The 15,767-nt window shown below is 51.4% G+C and carries 15 protein-coding genes and 1 tRNA gene; 11 read left to right on the top strand and 5 right to left on the bottom strand.

Features of this window, described 5'->3' with window-relative positions; all coding sequences use genetic code 11:
* Window positions 1-221: 221 nt before the first annotated feature.
* Window positions 222-1,253: an isoaspartyl peptidase/L-asparaginase family protein gene (locus ACHHZ7_RS03325; RefSeq protein ID WP_060683481.1), complete on the bottom strand. Its 1,032-nt coding sequence runs from the start codon at window positions 1,251-1,253 to the stop codon at window positions 222-224.
* 312 nt (window positions 1,254-1,565) lie between these two features.
* Between ACHHZ7_RS03325 and ACHHZ7_RS03320 the strand changes: the two genes are divergently transcribed.
* Window positions 1,566-2,198, top strand: a complete 633-nt coding sequence (locus tag ACHHZ7_RS03320; protein ID WP_048234804.1) for a DNA-binding protein — start codon at window positions 1,566-1,568, stop codon at window positions 2,196-2,198.
* A 46-nt stretch (window positions 2,199-2,244) separates the two neighbouring features.
* Here the strand turns inward: ACHHZ7_RS03320 and ACHHZ7_RS03315 are convergent.
* Window positions 2,245-2,319 (bottom strand) — tRNA-Arg (locus ACHHZ7_RS03315).
* Between the two features lie 75 nt (window positions 2,320-2,394).
* Window positions 2,395-3,336 (bottom strand): formate/nitrite transporter family protein, encoded by a 942-nt coding sequence (locus ACHHZ7_RS03310; RefSeq protein WP_060683482.1) that lies wholly within the window; start codon window positions 3,334-3,336, stop codon window positions 2,395-2,397.
* A 288-nt stretch (window positions 3,337-3,624) separates the two neighbouring features.
* Here ACHHZ7_RS03310 and mlaA point away from each other — a divergent pair, with 288 nt between their 5' ends.
* Complete coding sequence (gene mlaA / locus ACHHZ7_RS03305; RefSeq protein ID WP_003028190.1) at window positions 3,625-4,380, top strand: phospholipid-binding lipoprotein MlaA; 756 nt, start codon at window positions 3,625-3,627, stop codon at window positions 4,378-4,380.
* Between the two features lie 59 nt (window positions 4,381-4,439).
* Here mlaA and fadL read toward each other — a convergent pair whose 3' ends face one another.
* Window positions 4,440-5,720: a long-chain fatty acid transporter FadL gene (fadL, locus tag ACHHZ7_RS03300; RefSeq protein WP_032944104.1), complete on the bottom strand. Its 1,281-nt coding sequence runs from the start codon at window positions 5,718-5,720 to the stop codon at window positions 4,440-4,442.
* Window positions 5,721-6,091: 371 nt separating this feature from the next.
* On the opposite strand from fadL, the gene ACHHZ7_RS03295 reads away from it, so the two are divergent.
* The 4 genes from ACHHZ7_RS03295 to sixA all read left to right on the top strand — a co-directional run bounded on the left by ACHHZ7_RS03295 (window position 6,092) and on the right by sixA (window position 10,705).
* Entirely contained in the window at window positions 6,092-6,376 is a 285-nt protein-coding gene (locus tag ACHHZ7_RS03295; RefSeq protein WP_003834838.1) for a YfcZ/YiiS family protein, read from the top strand.
* A 177-nt stretch (window positions 6,377-6,553) separates the two neighbouring features.
* On the top strand, window positions 6,554-7,864 hold the full coding sequence (fadI, locus tag ACHHZ7_RS03290) for an acetyl-CoA C-acyltransferase FadI (protein WP_060683483.1): 1,311 nt from the start codon (window positions 6,554-6,556) through the stop codon (window positions 7,862-7,864).
* Window positions 7,864-10,011, top strand: coding sequence for a fatty acid oxidation complex subunit alpha FadJ (gene fadJ / locus ACHHZ7_RS03285; protein ID WP_060683484.1), 2,148 nt, complete (start codon window positions 7,864-7,866; stop codon window positions 10,009-10,011). Before fadI ends, fadJ begins: the two co-directional genes overlap by 1 nt.
* A 208-nt stretch (window positions 10,012-10,219) precedes the next feature.
* A complete protein-coding gene (gene sixA / locus ACHHZ7_RS03280) occupies window positions 10,220-10,705 on the top strand; it encodes a phosphohistidine phosphatase SixA (RefSeq protein ID WP_003028179.1) in 486 nt (161 codons plus the stop codon).
* Window positions 10,706-10,779: 74 nt separating this feature from the next.
* Here the strand turns inward: sixA and smrB are convergent, their stop codons facing one another.
* The gene (gene smrB, locus ACHHZ7_RS03275) at window positions 10,780-11,331 is read right to left on the bottom strand and encodes an endonuclease SmrB (protein WP_003839296.1); all 552 of its coding nucleotides are present in this window, start codon (window positions 11,329-11,331) and stop codon (window positions 10,780-10,782) included.
* A 166-nt stretch (window positions 11,332-11,497) separates the two neighbouring features.
* On the opposite strand from smrB, the gene prmB reads away from it, so the two are divergent.
* Genes prmB through ACHHZ7_RS03250 form a run of 5 tightly spaced genes read left to right on the top strand, consistent with a single transcriptional unit; the run spans window position 11,498 to window position 15,740 of the window.
* Window positions 11,498-12,430, top strand: coding sequence for a 50S ribosomal protein L3 N(5)-glutamine methyltransferase (prmB, locus tag ACHHZ7_RS03270; RefSeq protein ID WP_003028173.1), 933 nt, complete (start codon window positions 11,498-11,500; stop codon window positions 12,428-12,430).
* A 39-nt stretch (window positions 12,431-12,469) separates the two neighbouring features.
* On the top strand, window positions 12,470-13,555 hold the full coding sequence (gene aroC / locus ACHHZ7_RS03265; RefSeq protein WP_003834825.1) for a chorismate synthase: 1,086 nt from the start codon (window positions 12,470-12,472) through the stop codon (window positions 13,553-13,555).
* A gap of 3 nt (window positions 13,556-13,558) precedes the next feature.
* Window positions 13,559-14,383: a penicillin-insensitive murein endopeptidase gene (gene mepA / locus ACHHZ7_RS03260; protein WP_060683485.1), complete on the top strand. Its 825-nt coding sequence runs from the start codon at window positions 13,559-13,561 to the stop codon at window positions 14,381-14,383.
* Window positions 14,383-15,192, top strand: a complete 810-nt coding sequence (locus ACHHZ7_RS03255; RefSeq protein WP_003834821.1) for a sulfite exporter TauE/SafE family protein — start codon at window positions 14,383-14,385, stop codon at window positions 15,190-15,192. The genes mepA and ACHHZ7_RS03255 overlap by 1 nt, the downstream gene beginning before the upstream one ends.
* On the top strand, window positions 15,192-15,740 hold the full coding sequence (locus ACHHZ7_RS03250) for an elongation factor P hydroxylase (RefSeq protein ID WP_003834819.1): 549 nt from the start codon (window positions 15,192-15,194) through the stop codon (window positions 15,738-15,740). Before ACHHZ7_RS03255 ends, ACHHZ7_RS03250 begins: the two co-directional genes overlap by 1 nt.
* Window positions 15,741-15,767 lie beyond the last annotated feature (27 nt).

Raw genomic sequence — 15,767 nt, 5'->3', positions numbered from 1 at the left:
CCTTTCTGCCAACAAATGAATCTCGCGAGATTATCAGTGTGGATACACTCAAGTATATGAGTTCAATCAATATTTATTATGTTGCCCGGAGGGAGTGCAACTTATGGTGTCGGTCATCCTGGTAATTTCTTCCTGCAGGTATTCGAGGGGAGGTTGTTGAAAAGAGAAAGGGACTGACGTGAGTCACATAGCATCCCCGCCTTTATGGCGGGGAAACATCATTAACGATAAATGGCTACAACAGGTTTTCCGTCATTACCTATGGTTCCCCGGTACATCCCTTCAGAGTTGAAGGACATGGTGTAATTACCTGCTTTATCAAGCACAATAACCCCACCGCTGCCATTCAGCGCCTTAACTTCATCCAGGGCATTCTGTGCTGCGTCCTTTAAAGGGATATTGCGGTATTTCACTTGGGCTGCAATGTTATAAGCGGTAAGCGTGCGGATAAACATTTCTCCTGAACCGGTTGCGGATACCGCCACGGTTTCATTGTCGGCATAATTACCTGCGCCAATGATAGGTGAATCTCCTACTCGTCCGTAACGTTTGTTGGTCATTCCGCCTGTAGACGTTCCGGCAGCCAGATTACCTTCTTTATCCAGTGCAACAGCACCGACAGTGCCATATTTATAGTCATACATCATCGGATCAGCAAACAGAGCTGCGCTCTTTCCGTCGTGATCCAGGAGCACTTTTTCTTTTTTAATTGCGTTCTGTAATTGCTGCCAGCGAAAATCAGTTTTGAAATAAGCCGGATCAACGATTGCGAGTCCCTGTTCTTTTGCAAAGGTATCCGCGCCTGTCGAGACCATGAGAACATGTGGACTTTGCGTCATAACGGCATACGCCGCATTAATTGGGTTTTTAACAGTGGTTACACCGGCAACGGCACCGGCTTTTCGGCTTTTCCCGTCCATAATGGACGCATCCAGTTCATTGCGGCCATCGTGGGTAAACACGGCGCCTTTACCTGCGTTGAAGAGAGGGGAATCCTCCATAACATTAATCGCTTTCTGAACGGCTTCCAGGCTGCTACCGCCTTTATTCATAACGGCATAGCCAGCATTCAGAGCTTCAGTGAGTTTTTCTGTATACTGCTTTTCTTGTTCTGGTGTGATGGTATCTTTTGTAATAGTACCTGCACCACCATGGATCACCAGCCGTATCGGCGATTGCGTGTCTCCCCATGCGGGAGTAGTTAGTAAGGTACATAGGGTCAAGGTAGCGATACAGGTCTTGATTCTGATCATATGAATAGATCCTTTTTTCTAGGCGATGAATCATTTCGGACAATGTCACCGGTAATTTTTATTGTTACCGGTATTAACCAGCCTGCTTGGGAGTAGCTTCCCTGATGAGTAGGCTAAAAATTAATCATAGCTATATTTCAATAGTCATAATTCATGTGAATTGATTTTAGTCATAAAATATTTTTAATGATTGATTTACCAAATAATGAAGCGTTTCCGCAGAAGTTTCTCTCATTCCACTGACAATGCCTGCAGCCTGTCGGTGGTAAAGTGAGCAACCAATACCGAAATCTGGCCAGAAGGGAATTCAGTGTGACCGAGCGTATTGATTATCAGGCTGAAAAATACAGTTTTACTGAGGCGAGAGAGTGTTCCCGTCTTACCGGCCAGTGGGCTGATGTTATTGCTGAATGCCGGGAAATGAAGGCGGGGCCCCAAGAACGTCTGCGTATTGCTTTATTGAATGTGGACTACGTGACCAGCTTTGAGCTGCCTTTCCGCCTGTTATTACTCCGTACCCCGCAACTGATTGCCAGTGTGCGTGAAGAGCTGCAGCTTAGTCAGAAAAACGTCATCTTTAACGGCAAACGCTTTGGCTGTGTTTACAGCCTGAAAGCGAGTCTCGGCGGGATCCCGGATGAATTTCAGTACCACCTGTCACATCGCATCCGGCGCATTAGTCCTGCAGGTTCAAGCGAAGCGCCATATCAGCAGATTGCTAAAACAGTAAAAGCGCCGCGTGAACGTCTGAAGCTGGCACTGGAATCGGGCCTTGATGTTACTGCGCTGGACGGGCTTTTCTGGTTTGGCAGCCAGCGTATTGCCGCTGATGTGTTGAGGCTGAGAAAAGCAGGGATGCGGATAGCGACAAAGCAGACAATGGTGTCCGACAATCTTACTGCAACAGTGAGGAATGTGCCGTTTTACCGCCTGGCCCAGGGATGAACTGACTGGTAAATGAAAGAATTTTGACTGGATGCCTAAGAATTCATGGTGTCCCCTGCAGGAATCGAACCTGCAACTAGCCCTTAGGAGGGGCTCGTTATATCCATTTAACTAAGGGGACGAAGCGGCACGAGTATAGCGTTTTTTACTCACAACGGTAAGTCTCAGGCCGCCCGACTGCTCAAACAGTCACCATTCAGGCCTGTTTTTTCTGGTTTTTCTGCTTTTGCTCATCATGCTTTGCTTGCAACCTGGCTTCTTCCTTGCGTTTGTTGCTCATATCATTGCGGATCTGCGCATGGCTCATAAGCGCGAAAATAAACGTTCCGCCACAGATATTCCCGGCGAGCGTTGGTAGCGCAAAGGGCCAGAAAAAATCACTCCAGTGCAGCGTGCCATTAAAGACCAAATAGAGAATTTCCACCGAGCCGACGACGATATGCGTGGTATCACCTAACGCAATCAGCCAGGTCATCAGAATAATGACCACAATTTTTGCCGCTCCGGCGGCGGGGAACATCCACACCATCGTGGCAATTAACCAGCCAGAAATGATGGCGTTGGAAAACATCTCTGTTGGCGTATTTTTCATCACATCCATACCAATTTTCACGAAGGCATCGCGGGTCTCTTCATCAAAAATCGGCATATGTTCAAACGCCCATGCGGCAACCCCGGTGCCAATAATATTACCCAGCAGAACCACGCTCCACAGGCGCATCAACAGGCCAAAATTGCCGAGGGTAGGGTTTTGCATCACCGGCAGTACGGCGGTGACGGTATTTTCGGTAAAGAGTTGCTGGCGGGCCATAATGACAATAATAAAACCGAAGGTATAACCGAGGTTCTCGAGTAAAAATCCCCCTGGCACGCCTTCCAGCTGTACGTGAAAAATCCCTTTAGCCAGTAGCGAGGCGCCCATCGACAGTCCTGCTGCGATGGCTGACCACAGTAGCGCCATCGCATCACGCTCCATCTCTTTCTCCCCATCCTGGCGAATATGTTCATGGATTGCCATGGCGCGGGAGGGGAGTCTGTCCTCATCAAGCTCTATCTTTTTCCCTGTTAGCTTTTCATCGCTTTCCACCTCGAGTTCGTCGCTGTGTCGATCAATCTTATCTTTCTTGATGTCATTCATGGCCGAATCCTGAATAAGCACGTATTGCTAAAGCGTAGCGGCTTTTGTCCGAAAATCAGCGGGAGAAAGTCTGAGATAGCAAAAATAGTAACGTTTGTTTTTATCGGGTTAGTTAGAATAGAACCGCCGCGGAGTGCGCATTACCAGGCTATGATCAAATCAGTAAGACAGGGTATATAGACATCATTTGACGTGCTGTTACAATCGCTCACATCTAAACAGGCGGATACGTCATCGTTCCGTCATGGATGGCAATCAGCGATAGCCATAAAACACAGGGAGACACTTATGAAGCTTCGCCTGTCGGCGCTTGCGCTGGGAACCACACTTTTGGTGGGGTGTGCGAGCTCCGGTACTGAACAGCAGGGGCGTTCGGACCCATTTGAAGGGTTCAACCGCACCATGTACAACTTCAACTTTAATGTTTTAGATCCATACGTTGTAAGACCCGTAGCTGTTGCCTGGCGTGACTATGTTCCGCAGCCGGCACGTAATGGTTTAAGTAACTTTACCGGCAACCTTGAAGAGCCGGCCGTCATGGTCAACTATTTCCTGCAAGGCGATCCTTATCAGGGGATGGTGCACTTTACCCGTTTCTTCCTGAATACCCTGTTAGGTATGGGCGGCTTTATCGATGTGGCAGGTATGGCTAATCCGAAGTTGCAGCGCGTTGAACCACACCGCTTTGGCAGCACGTTAGGCCACTATGATGTTGGTTACGGGCCGTATATGCAGCTTCCGTTCTACGGTAGTTTCACGCTGCGTGATGACGGTGGTGATATGGTCGATACGCTGTATCCGGTACTGTCCTGGCTGACCTGGCCGTTGTCGATAGGCAAATGGACGGTTGAAGGGATTGAAACTCGCGCGCAATTGCTCGACTCTGACGGTCTGCTGCGTCAGTCTTCCGATCCTTACATCATGGTGCGTGAAGCTTACTTCCAGCGTCATGACTTTATTGCGAACGGTGGGAAACTCAAACCAGAAGAAAACCCGAACGCGAAAGACATTCAGGACGATTTAAAAGAGATCGATTCCGAGTAAGGACTGATGAAAATAAAAAGGTGAGCTAAAAAGCTCACCTTTTTTACGTCTGAAGATAATCAGAATGCGTAGTTGAAGTTTGTACCAAACAGCCAGGCTTTACCTTCAGAGTCGAAAGTATAGTTGCCTTCTTGCACTGTTACTTTTTGTCCGTGCATGTAAGACACACCGACGTCGATAGAAGCATCGTCATTGAACGCATAAGTTGTACCTGCACTCAACCACAGGCGATCCTGATCCGGAATCGAGATGGAACGCTTACTTGCTGGAACCGGGCTATCGTCATAAGCAATACCGGTACGGAACGTCCAGCTTTTATCCATATAGTAAGTCGTACCCAATGCAATGCGGTAAGAATCTTTGAAGCCTTCTTCTTTATAGAACAGTGTCTGTCCATTGGAACCTGTGGCTTTCAGCTCCTGGAACTGACTCCAGCTGGTATAGGCCATGCTGTAGTGGATAGCCCACTGTGGTGCAATACGGTTATAACCTGACAATTCCCACATTTCAGGAAGGTTAAGTGTCAGAGAACCCGGGACGGTGGCATTGGTTGTTCCCCATGGGAATGCAGTGCCAGCGCCAGGTATAGCGTTCGCCTGGGTACGGATGCCACTCTTATAATCGCCATCAAAATCAATTTTAACTTCAGAACGGTACGTTAAACCATAACGGTTATTTTTATCCAGTTCGTACAGAATCCCGGCGTTCCAACCGTAGCCCCATTCGTCCCCTTTCAGACTGGCAATTTTGTTGCTGACCTTCGGTAATGCAGCCGTCTGCTCGCCAGAATAACGTTCAATTTTTGCATCAGCATAAACGGCGTTAAAACCGAGACCGAAGCTCCAGCTATCATTCAGACGGTAGGCGCCGCTCAGGTTAAGGTTGACCGTTTTAAGGTCGGTCTTACCGCCGTATTCACCGACGATGTAGCTGTCGTTAAATTCGGTAGCCAGGCCATAGTTTGAGGTAACGGAAGCACCCCAACCAAACTGTTCGTTGATAGGCATCACGAAGTGAGCATTGGGAACCCACGCCGTAGGCGCGATGTTGTCCGCATCAGTGCTGCGTCCGGTGTATGGTGATTTACCGGAAATATTAACGTCTGGATCGATATACACCGCACCTGCTGAAAAAGTAGGGCGATCGAACATCATAATCAATGCCGGGTTACGACTGGCGTTACCTGCATCATCTGCAATTGCGCCTTCACCCGAATATGCCCGGCCAAGGCCAGAGGAAGAAAATTCGTTTAACTGAAAGCCTGCAGACCAGGCCTGTGTGGAGATAATTGCCACTGCGACTGCGAGAGCAGACTTTGTAAACAGGGTTTTCTGGCTCATGACCATAACCTCATAGATTTATTTTTATACAAACAATGTTACATGCCGTAACAGGAGCGCGAAGTGTAGGGTCTGAGGTACGACTTAGAAATCAGACCAGTGGCGTGAGTATAGGTCGGACCAGCTGGAATGTTGCAAGTATGTTTATAAATATTTTCAAATTTGATCAGAGAAACGCGATCCAGCTGGCAAAATTGCGGGGGTGCGCACTCACCTGTTTGGGCGATTTTTGTTTTAGATCATTTTTAAGTGTGATTTCGGTCACTTATCGCATTTCATACAATTAACGACTGGAGAGGCGAATAATGGGAGCGTAAAATATCCCTATCGTTTATCTGGCACCTCAGGTGCGAATACAGAGGAAATCTACAATGAGTAAATGCAGTGCTGATGAAACCCCGGTTTGCTGCTGTATGGATGTTGGCACCATCATGGACAACTCCGATTGCACCGCGTCCTACAGCCGTGTGTTCGCGAACCGCGCAGAGGCAGAAGAAACGCTGGCTGCTCTGACCGAAAAGGCGCGTGGCGTGGAATCTGAGCCTTGCCAAATCACCTCGACCTTTACTGAAGAGTCAGAAGGTGTGCGTCTGGATATCGACTTTGTTTTTGCCTGTGAAGCTGAAACGCTGATCTTCCAGCTGGGCCTGCGTTAATTCCCCTCTGCAAAAGCCCTTGCTATCAGATAGCAAGGGCTTTTTCGTAACTGTCAGTGATTATTCACTGTGTCTTAGCTCCCACTTTCTTTTCTCTCCGCTTGGCTAAATGTAAAAAATTGGTTAAGACTATGATCAGGTCAGACCACTTATTTTATTTTTTTACAGGGGAGTGTTATGAGTCAGGCTTTACCGCTGGTTACCCGCCAGGGCGACCGTATTGCCATTGTAAGTGGGTTGCGTACGCCATTTGCTCGTCAGGCTACCGCGTTTCATGGCATTCCCGCCGTTGATTTAGGAAAAATGGTCGTCGGTGAGCTGCTGGCGCGCAGCGAAATACCTGCTGATGTGATTGAGCAACTGGTTTTTGGTCAGGTGGTGCAAATGCCTGAAGCGCCAAATATTGCTCGTGAAATCGTGCTGGGAACCAGCATGAATGTGCATACGGATGCCTATAGCGTAAGCCGAGCCTGCGCGACCAGTTTTCAGGCAGTGGCGAATGTCGCGGAAAGCCTGATGGCGGGGTCTATTCGTGCGGGAATTGCGGGTGGTGCGGACTCCTCGTCAGTCTTGCCTATTGGCGTTAGTAAAAAGCTGGCGCGGGTGCTGGTGGATGTCAATAAGGCCCGGACTACCGGTCAACGCCTTAAACTCTTTTCCCGACTGCGATTACGTGATCTGATGCCTGTGCCGCCAGCCGTCGCTGAGTATTCCACCGGTTTGCGTATGGGGGATACGGCTGAGCAAATGGCCAAAACCTATGGTATTACCCGAGAACAGCAGGACGCTCTGGCGCACCGCTCTCATCAGCGTGCCGCTCAGGCGTGGGCTGAAGGAAAGCTGGCAGATGAGGTAATGACTACCTACGCGCCACCGTTTAAAGATCCTTTTTCAGAAGATAACAATATTCGCGGTAACTCTACGCTGGCCGATTACGCCAAACTACGTCCAGCGTTTGACCGCAAGCACGGCACTGTCACCGCAGCAAACAGTACCCCGCTAACGGACGGCGCAGCCGCCGTGATCATGATGACGGAGTCGCGTGCGAAAGAGCTGGGGCTGGTGCCACTGGGGTACCTGCGTAGTTTTGCTTTTACCGCCATCGATGTCTGGCAGGACATGCTGCTGGGACCTGCGTGGTCAACGCCGCTTGCCCTGGAGAGAGCGGGTCTGACGATGGCAGATTTAACGCTGATCGACATGCATGAAGCCTTTGCCGCTCAAACGCTGGCGAATATTCAGTTGCTGGGTAGCGAACGTTTTGCCCGCGACGTGCTGGGCAGAGCACATGCCACTGGCGAAGTTGATGACAGTAAATTTAACGTGCTGGGTGGATCGATTGCCTATGGGCACCCCTTCGCCGCTACCGGTGCGCGCATGATTACCCAAACCCTCCATGAGTTACGACGTCGTGGCGGTGGTTTTGGTTTAGTGACCGCCTGTGCAGCTGGTGGTTTGGGTGCAGCCATGGTTCTGGAGGCGGAATAATGGAAATGGCATCGGCTTTTACACTAAACGTACGTCTGGATAACGTTGCTGTTGTCACCATTGATGTGCCCGGAGAGAAAATGAACACCCTGAAAGCGGAGTTTGCTTCTCAGGTACGGGCCATTCTGAAGCAAATTCGCGATAACAAAGCATTGCGCGGCGTGGTGTTTATTTCGGCTAAACCCGATAACTTCATTGCCGGGGCGGATATCAACATGATTGGTAGCTGTCGCAGCGCGCAGGAAGCCGAAACGCTGGCCCGTCAGGGGCAGCAGATGATGGCGGAAATTAATGCCTTGCCGATCCCGGTTATCGCCGCGATTCATGGCGCATGCCTCGGCGGTGGCCTGGAGATGGCGCTGGCGTGCCACAACCGTATTTGTACCGATGATGTTAAAACCGTTCTGGGTTTACCGGAAGTACAGCTTGGCTTGTTGCCCGGCTCCGGTGGTACGCAGCGGCTGCCGCGCCTGATTGGCGTCAGTACCGCACTGGATATGATCCTCACCGGAAAACAATTACGCGCAAAACAGGCGCTGAAAGTTGGTTTAGTGGATGAAGTTGTACCGCATTCCATTTTGCTGGAAGCGGCCGTTGAACTGGCTAAAAAGGACAGTTCTGCGCATCGAACACTGCCCGTGAGAGAGCGAGTGTTGGCGGGGCCGCTGGGGCGGGCGCTGTTGTTCCGCATGGCCAGTAAAAAGACGGCGCAAAAAACGCAAGGTAACTACCCTGCAACAGAACGTATCCTTGAGGTTATAGAAACCGGGCTAGCGCAAGGCAGCAGTAGCGGTTACGACGCTGAGGCCCGTGCGTTTGGTGAACTGGCGATGACATCCCAGTCTCAGGCGCTACGGCACATCTTTTTTGCCAACACCGATGTGAAAAAAGATCCCGGAAGTGATGCGAAACCTGGCCCGCTAAACAGCGTAGGTATTTTGGGGGGCGGTCTGATGGGCGGGGGTATTGCCTACGTGACGGCCTGTAAAGGCGGCTTGCCTGTGCGCATCAAAGATATAAACGCTAAGGGAATCAACCACGCGCTGAAGTACAGCTGGGATCAGCTTGAAACGAAGGTTCGCCGCCGTCATATCAAAGCCAGCGAACGCGATAAACAACTGGCGCTGATTTCGGGATCAATCGACTACCGCGGCTTTGCGCATCGCGATCTAATTATTGAAGCCGTGTTTGAAGATCTGTCGCTAAAACAACGGATGGTGGCAGAAGTTGAGCAAAATTGCGCACCTCATACCATTTTTGCTTCTAACACCTCATCTTTGCCCATTGGCGATATTGCTGCGAACGCTGCAAGGCCCGAACAAGTGATTGGTTTACACTTTTTTAGTCCGGTGGAAAAAATGCCGTTGGTCGAAGTGATCCCGCATGCCACGACCTCTGAGCAGACAATTGCAACTACCGTTAAGTTAGCGAAAAAACAGGGCAAAACGCCGATAGTGGTCAGAGATAAGGCCGGCTTTTACGTTAACCGCATTTTAGCGCCTTATATTAACGAAGCAATTCGTATGTTGACCGAAGGCGAGCGGGTCGAAACCATAGACGCCGCGCTGGTTAAGTTTGGTTTTCCAGTTGGGCCAATCCAACTTTTGGATGAGGTCGGAATTGATACGGGCACTAAAATTATACCAGTGCTTGAGGCTGCATATGGAGAACGTTTTAGCGCGCCTGCAAATGTTGTTGCTTCAATTTTGAATGACGATCGCAAAGGTAGAAAAAATGGTCGGGGTTTCTATCTTTATGGTGCGAAAGGGCGTAAAAGCAAAAAACAGGTCGACCCTGCAATTTATACGCTTATTGGCGTCCAGGGTCAGGGTCGACTTACCGCTGCGCAGATAGCAGAGCGGTGCGTTATGTTAATGCTCAATGAAGCAGCCCGTTGTTTCGACGAGAAGATAGTCCGCAGCGCACGTGATGGCGACATCGGCGCTGTATTTGGTATTGGTTTTCCGCCATTCCTCGGCGGCCCGTTCCGGTATATGGATTCTCTCGGCGCGGGTGAAGTGGTTGCGGTTCTGCAACGGCTGACCACGCAGTACGGCTCGCGGTTTACGCCGTGTGAGCAGTTATTGCAGATGGCGGAACGCAGTGAAAGATTCTGGGATATTGGGGAAACTGACCTGAATTCATGAGGTCAAAGGTAGGATGAATCCGCACTGAATGTATGGGTCGCGCTCAAAATGTAAACAGAGATTGACTATACTTACGCCGTTGAGGTAAAAAACAGCGTTTCATTCGGTGAATGGATAAGGCACAATGCCGGCCACCATATCGTTACCACAGCCAATAGGGGCTGTGAATAAAGGTAGTGGTGATTCTGGTTAACAAAAGCGGTGCAATATGCAAGTTTTTATCATGCGTCACGGCGACGCGGCCCTCGATGCCGCCAGTGATTCGGTTCGTCCCTTAACCTCCTGTGGTTGTGACGAATCTCGCCTGATGGCGAACTGGCTGAAAGGTCAAAAAGTGGATATCGAACGTGTTCTGGTGAGCCCGTTCCTACGAGCCGAACAAACGCTGGATGTGGTGGGGGAGTGTATGAACCTGCCAACCGGTGTTGATGTTTTGCCGGAGCTGACTCCCTGCGGCGATGTCGGTCTGGTCAGCGCCTATTTACAGGCTCTGGCCAATGAAGGTATCGCCACGGCACTGGTTATCTCTCACTTGCCTTTAGTGGGATATCTGGTGTCTGAGCTTTGCCCAGGTGAAACACCGCCGATGTTTACCACATCAGCGATTGCCAGCGTTACGCTTGATGAGAGCGGGAAGGGTACTTTTAACTGGCAGATGAGCCCGTGTAACCTGAAAATGGCAAAAGCGATTTAAACAGGCCGGATAAGGCGCAGCCGCCACCCGGAAAATCAAAGAGCCGCAAATGCGGCTCTTTTTGTTTTTTTGCATCACGGAAGTTCGGGCGGTAGCCACTCTTCCACTTCAATCAGCACCAGCAGCGCGGCGTCGCCACCGTACTCTTTCGGTGCCTGATGAAAGGCCATTACGTGCGGATGCTGGGCCAGCCAGAGCGGCGTCTGCTGTTTCAGAATATGTTTTCCGTGGCCATGCATCACGCAGGCACAAAACACATGCTCACGGCGACAGGCGGCAATCAGCGCGCCTAACTCTTGTTTGGCCTGTTGCTGGGTCAGCCCATGCAGATCGAGAAACAGCTCCGGAGAGTAATCGCCACGGCGCATTTTCTTCAGTTCGAAATGGCTGACGTCGGCGCGCAGGTATCTTACCGGACCGTCCGTATTCAGCAGCGGCTGAAACTCATCCGAGAAATAGTGGCTGGCATCAGCCTGCTCCTGTAGCAGTCTTTTAACCGGAACCTCGGCAATTTTTTTACGTGGAGGTCGGTGAACGATGGTGTCCTGTTTAATTTTACGCGTGCCGGTCATCAGCTGGCGAAACAGCGTCTGATCCTCCTCGCTGAGCGATGTTTTCTTTTTCATTCGAGAGTCTCAACTTTTATTTTCCGTTAGTTTAACCCGACTCGGCGGGCATCCGATCGCTTAAAACGCAATTTTCGCGTTCAGGCCCCGTGTGAATGCTGATTTATCGCCGTCTTCGTGGCAAACTAGCCGCCGAAATTAATACGAGCATGCCCTGGAGGAATACGTGGATAAAATTTTCGTCGATGAAGCAGTGAGTGAACTGCATACCATTCAGGACATGTTGCGTTGGGCGGTCAGCCGTTTTAGCGCGGCGAACATCTGGTATGGCCATGGCACGGATAACCCATGGGACGAGGCCGTACAACTGGTGCTGCCGTCACTTTATTTGCCGTTGGATATTCCAGAAGATATGCGTACCGCGCGTCTGACCTCCAGCGAGCGTCATCGTATTGTTGAACGCGTGATTCGCCGCGTCAACGAGCGCATTCCGGTTGCTTATCTGACCAACAAAGCCTGGTTCTGCGGGCATGAGTTTTATGTTGATGAACGCGTGCTGGTTCCGCGTTCACCGATTGGCGAGCTTATCAATAACCGCTTTGCGGGCCTTATTAATGAGCAACCACAGCATATCCTCGATATGTGTACTGGCAGCGGCTGTATTGCCATTGCCTGCGCGTATGCCTTCCCGGAAGCCGAAGTGGATGCGGTGGATATTTCCACTGACGCGCTGGCGGTGACCGAACACAATATTGAAGAACACGGCCTGATCCATCACGTCACGCCGATCCGTTCCGATCTGTTCCGCGATCTGCTGAAAGTCCAGTATGACCTGATTGTGACCAACCCGCCGTATGTCGATGCGGAAGATATGTCCGATCTGCCAAACGAGTATCGTCACGAACCTGAGCTGGGTCTGGCGTCCGGCAGCGATGGGCTGAAACTTACCCGCCGCATTCTGGGGAACGCCCCGGACTACCTGTCAGATAACGGTATTCTGATTTGTGAAGTCGGAAACAGCATGGTACATCTGATAGAGCAATATCCGGATGTACCGTTCACCTGGCTGGAGTTCGACAACGGCGGTGACGGCGTATTCATGCTGACCAAAGAGCAGTTAGTTGCTGCTCGCGAGCACTTCAGCATTTATAAAGACTAATTACACGCGCACATACACAACACGCATAACGGAGCCGTGATGGCAGGAAACACAATTGGGCAACTCTTTCGCGTAACCACTTTCGGCGAATCACACGGGCTGGCGCTCGGTTGTATTGTCGATGGTGTTCCGCCGGGCATTTCTCTGACAGAAGCTGACCTGCAGCACGATCTCGACAGACGCCGTCCGGGCACATCGCGCTACACTACGCAGCGTCGTGAGCCGGATCAGGTGAAAATCCTCTCCGGGGTGTTCGAGGGCGTTACCACAGGCACCAGCATTGGCCTGCTGATCGAAAATACCGATCAGCGTTCACAGGATTATGGCGCGATTAAGGACGTTTTTCGTCCGGGACACGCCGACTATACCTATGAGCAAAAATATGGCCTGCGCGACTACCGTGGCGGCGGACGTTCATCCGCACGTGAAACGGCGATGCGCGTGGCGGCCGGAGCGATAGCCAAAAAATATCTGGCGGAAAAATTCGGCGTTGAGATCCGCGGCTGCCTGACGCAGATGGGTGATATTCCGCTGGAGATCAAAGACTGGTCCCAGGTGGAACTTAACCCGTTCTTTTGCCCGGACCCGGATAAACTCGAAGCGCTGGACGAACTGATGCGCGGGCTGAAGAAAGAAGGTGACTCCATCGGAGCGAAGGTGACCGTTGTTGCACGCGGTGTACCTGCGGGTCTCGGCGAACCTGTATTCGACCGCCTGGATGCTGACATCGCCCATGCGCTGATGAGCATTAACGCCGTTAAGGGCGTTGAGATTGGCGATGGATTTGACGTTGTTGCGCTGCGCGGCAGTCAGAACCGTGACGAAATCACCAAAGAAGGTTTCCAGAGTAACCATGCGGGCGGCATTCTGGGCGGGATCAGCAGCGGGCAACAAATCATTGCTCATATGGCGCTGAAACCGACGTCCAGTATTACCGTTCCTGGGCGCACTATTAACCGCTTTGGAGAAGAAGTCGAAATGATCACTAAAGGTCGCCACGATCCGTGTGTTGGGATTCGCGCCGTACCGATCGCCGAGGCGATGCTGGCGATCGTATTGATGGATCACCTGCTGCGTCAGCGGGCGCAAAATGCGGACGTGAAGACCGATATTCCACGCTGGTAAGAGATGAAAAAAACGGCACTTGCGGCGCTGGCTCTGTTTGCCAGTACCGCCTGTCTGGCGGCGACGCCCTGGCAGAAAATTACCCATCCGGTTGCAGGAAGTGCGCAGTCTATCGGCGCGTTTTCCAATGGCTGTATTGTTGGCGCTGATACGCTGCCTGTACAGTCAGAACACTATCAGGTGATGCGCACCGATCAGCGTCGTTACTTTGGCCATCCGGATCTGGTGAGGTTTATCCAGCGTCTGAGTTATCAGGCCAATAGTCATGGGCTGGGCACGGTGTTAATCGGCGATATGGGGATGCCGGCCGGTGGGCGTTTCAATGGCGGTCACGCCAGCCACCAGACGGGACTGGATGTGGATATTTTCCTGCAACTGCCGAAAACGCGCTGGACCCAGTCGCAACTGCTGCGGCCGCAGGCGTTAGATCTGGTCTCACAGGATGGCAAACGTGTTGTGCCGTCACTGTGGAAACCGGAGATTTTCAGCCTGATCAGGCTGGCTGCAAAAGATAATGAAGTAACGCGTATTTTCGTGAATCCGGCGATTAAGCAACAACTTTGTCTGGATGCAGGGACCGACAGGGACTGGTTGCGTAAAGTGCGGCCGTGGTTCCAGCATCGTGCGCATATGCACGTGCGGTTACGTTGCCCTGCCGACAGCCTTGAGTGCGAAGATCAACCGTTACCGCCACCGGGTGACGGCTGTGGCGCAGAGCTGCAAAGCTGGTTCGAACCTCCAAAACCTGGAACCATCAAGCCTGAGAAGAAGACACCGCCGCCGTTGCCGCCTTCCTGCCAGGCGCTACTGGACGAGCATGTACTCTAATGGATCATTTTGCCTCTCTGTTTATGGTGTCGCCACTGCTGTTAGGTGTGCTTTTTTTTGTGGCGATGCTGGCAGGTTTTATTGATTCTCTGGCCGGAGGTGGTGGTCTACTCACCATCCCGGCATTGATGGCGGCCGGGATGCCACCTGCGCAAGCGCTGGCGACCAACAAGCTGCAAGCCTGCGGGGGATCTATCTCTTCCTCCCTCTATTTTATTCGTCGGGGTGTGGTGAATCTGGCGGATCAGAAGCTCAATATCTTCATGACCTTTATCGGCTCAATGAGTGGTGCGCTGTTGGTTCAGCACGTGCAGTCAGATGTTCTGCGCCAGATCCTGCCAGTATTGGTTATCTGTATTGGCCTTTACTTTCTGTTGATGCCAAAAATCGGAGAAGAGGACCGACAGCGCCGACTGCACGGTTTGCCTTTCGCGCTGGTGGCCGGGGGCTGCGTCGGCTTTTACGATGGCTTTTTTGGTCCGGCGGCGGGGTCGTTCTACGCGCTGGCTTTTGTCATGCTGTGCGGATACAACCTGGCGAAATCGACGGCCCACGCCAAAGTATTAAATGCCACATCGAATATCGGTGGGTTGTTGCTGTTTGCCCTCGGCGGCAAAGTGATTTGGGCGACAGGTTTTGTGATGCTCATTGGCCAGTTTATTGGCGCACGGATGGGCTCTCGACTGGTACTCAGCAAAGGACAAAAACTCATTCGGCCAATGATCGTTATTGTCTCCGCCGTGATGAGCGCCAAGCTACTTTATGATAATCATGGACAGGAGATTCTCCACTGGCTGGGGATGAACTAATGAATAATACGCATCACTACGAACAGTTGATTGAGATTTTTAACGGCTGCTTTGCCGATGAATTTAATACCCGTCTGATTAAAGGCGACGACGAACCGATCTATCTTCCAGCGGATGCGGAATTACCGTATCACCGTATCGTTTTTGCGCATGGTTATTACGCCAGTGCGTTACACGAAATTTCACACTGGTGCATCGCCGGTAAAGCCCGTCGTGAACTGGTCGATTTCGGTTACTGGTACTGCCCGGACGGACGCGACGCGAAGACACAATGCCAGTTTGAAGATGTGGAAGTGAAGCCGCAGGCGTTTGACTGGTTGTTTTGCATGGCGGCGGGCTACCCGTTTAACGTCAGTTGCGACAATCTGGAAGGGGACTTTGAACCGGATCGCGTGGTATTCCAGCGCCGTGTTCATGCTCAGGTGATGGAGTACCTGGAAAAGGGGATCCCTGAACGTCCGGCGCGTTTCATTAACGCGTTACAGAATTATTATCACACGCCTGAACTTACGGCGGAACAATTCCCGTGGCCCGAAGCGCTCAACTGAAGCCGCTGCCACGTTTACAATGAGGAA

Origin of the sequence: Citrobacter freundii complex sp. 2024EL-00216 (assembly GCF_043945515.1) — a bacterium.
Classification (GTDB): Bacteria; Pseudomonadota; Gammaproteobacteria; order Enterobacterales; family Enterobacteriaceae; genus Citrobacter; species Citrobacter portucalensis.
The sequence above is the reverse complement of the archived record's forward strand: the minus strand, read 5'-3'. Positions and strand labels throughout refer to the sequence as shown.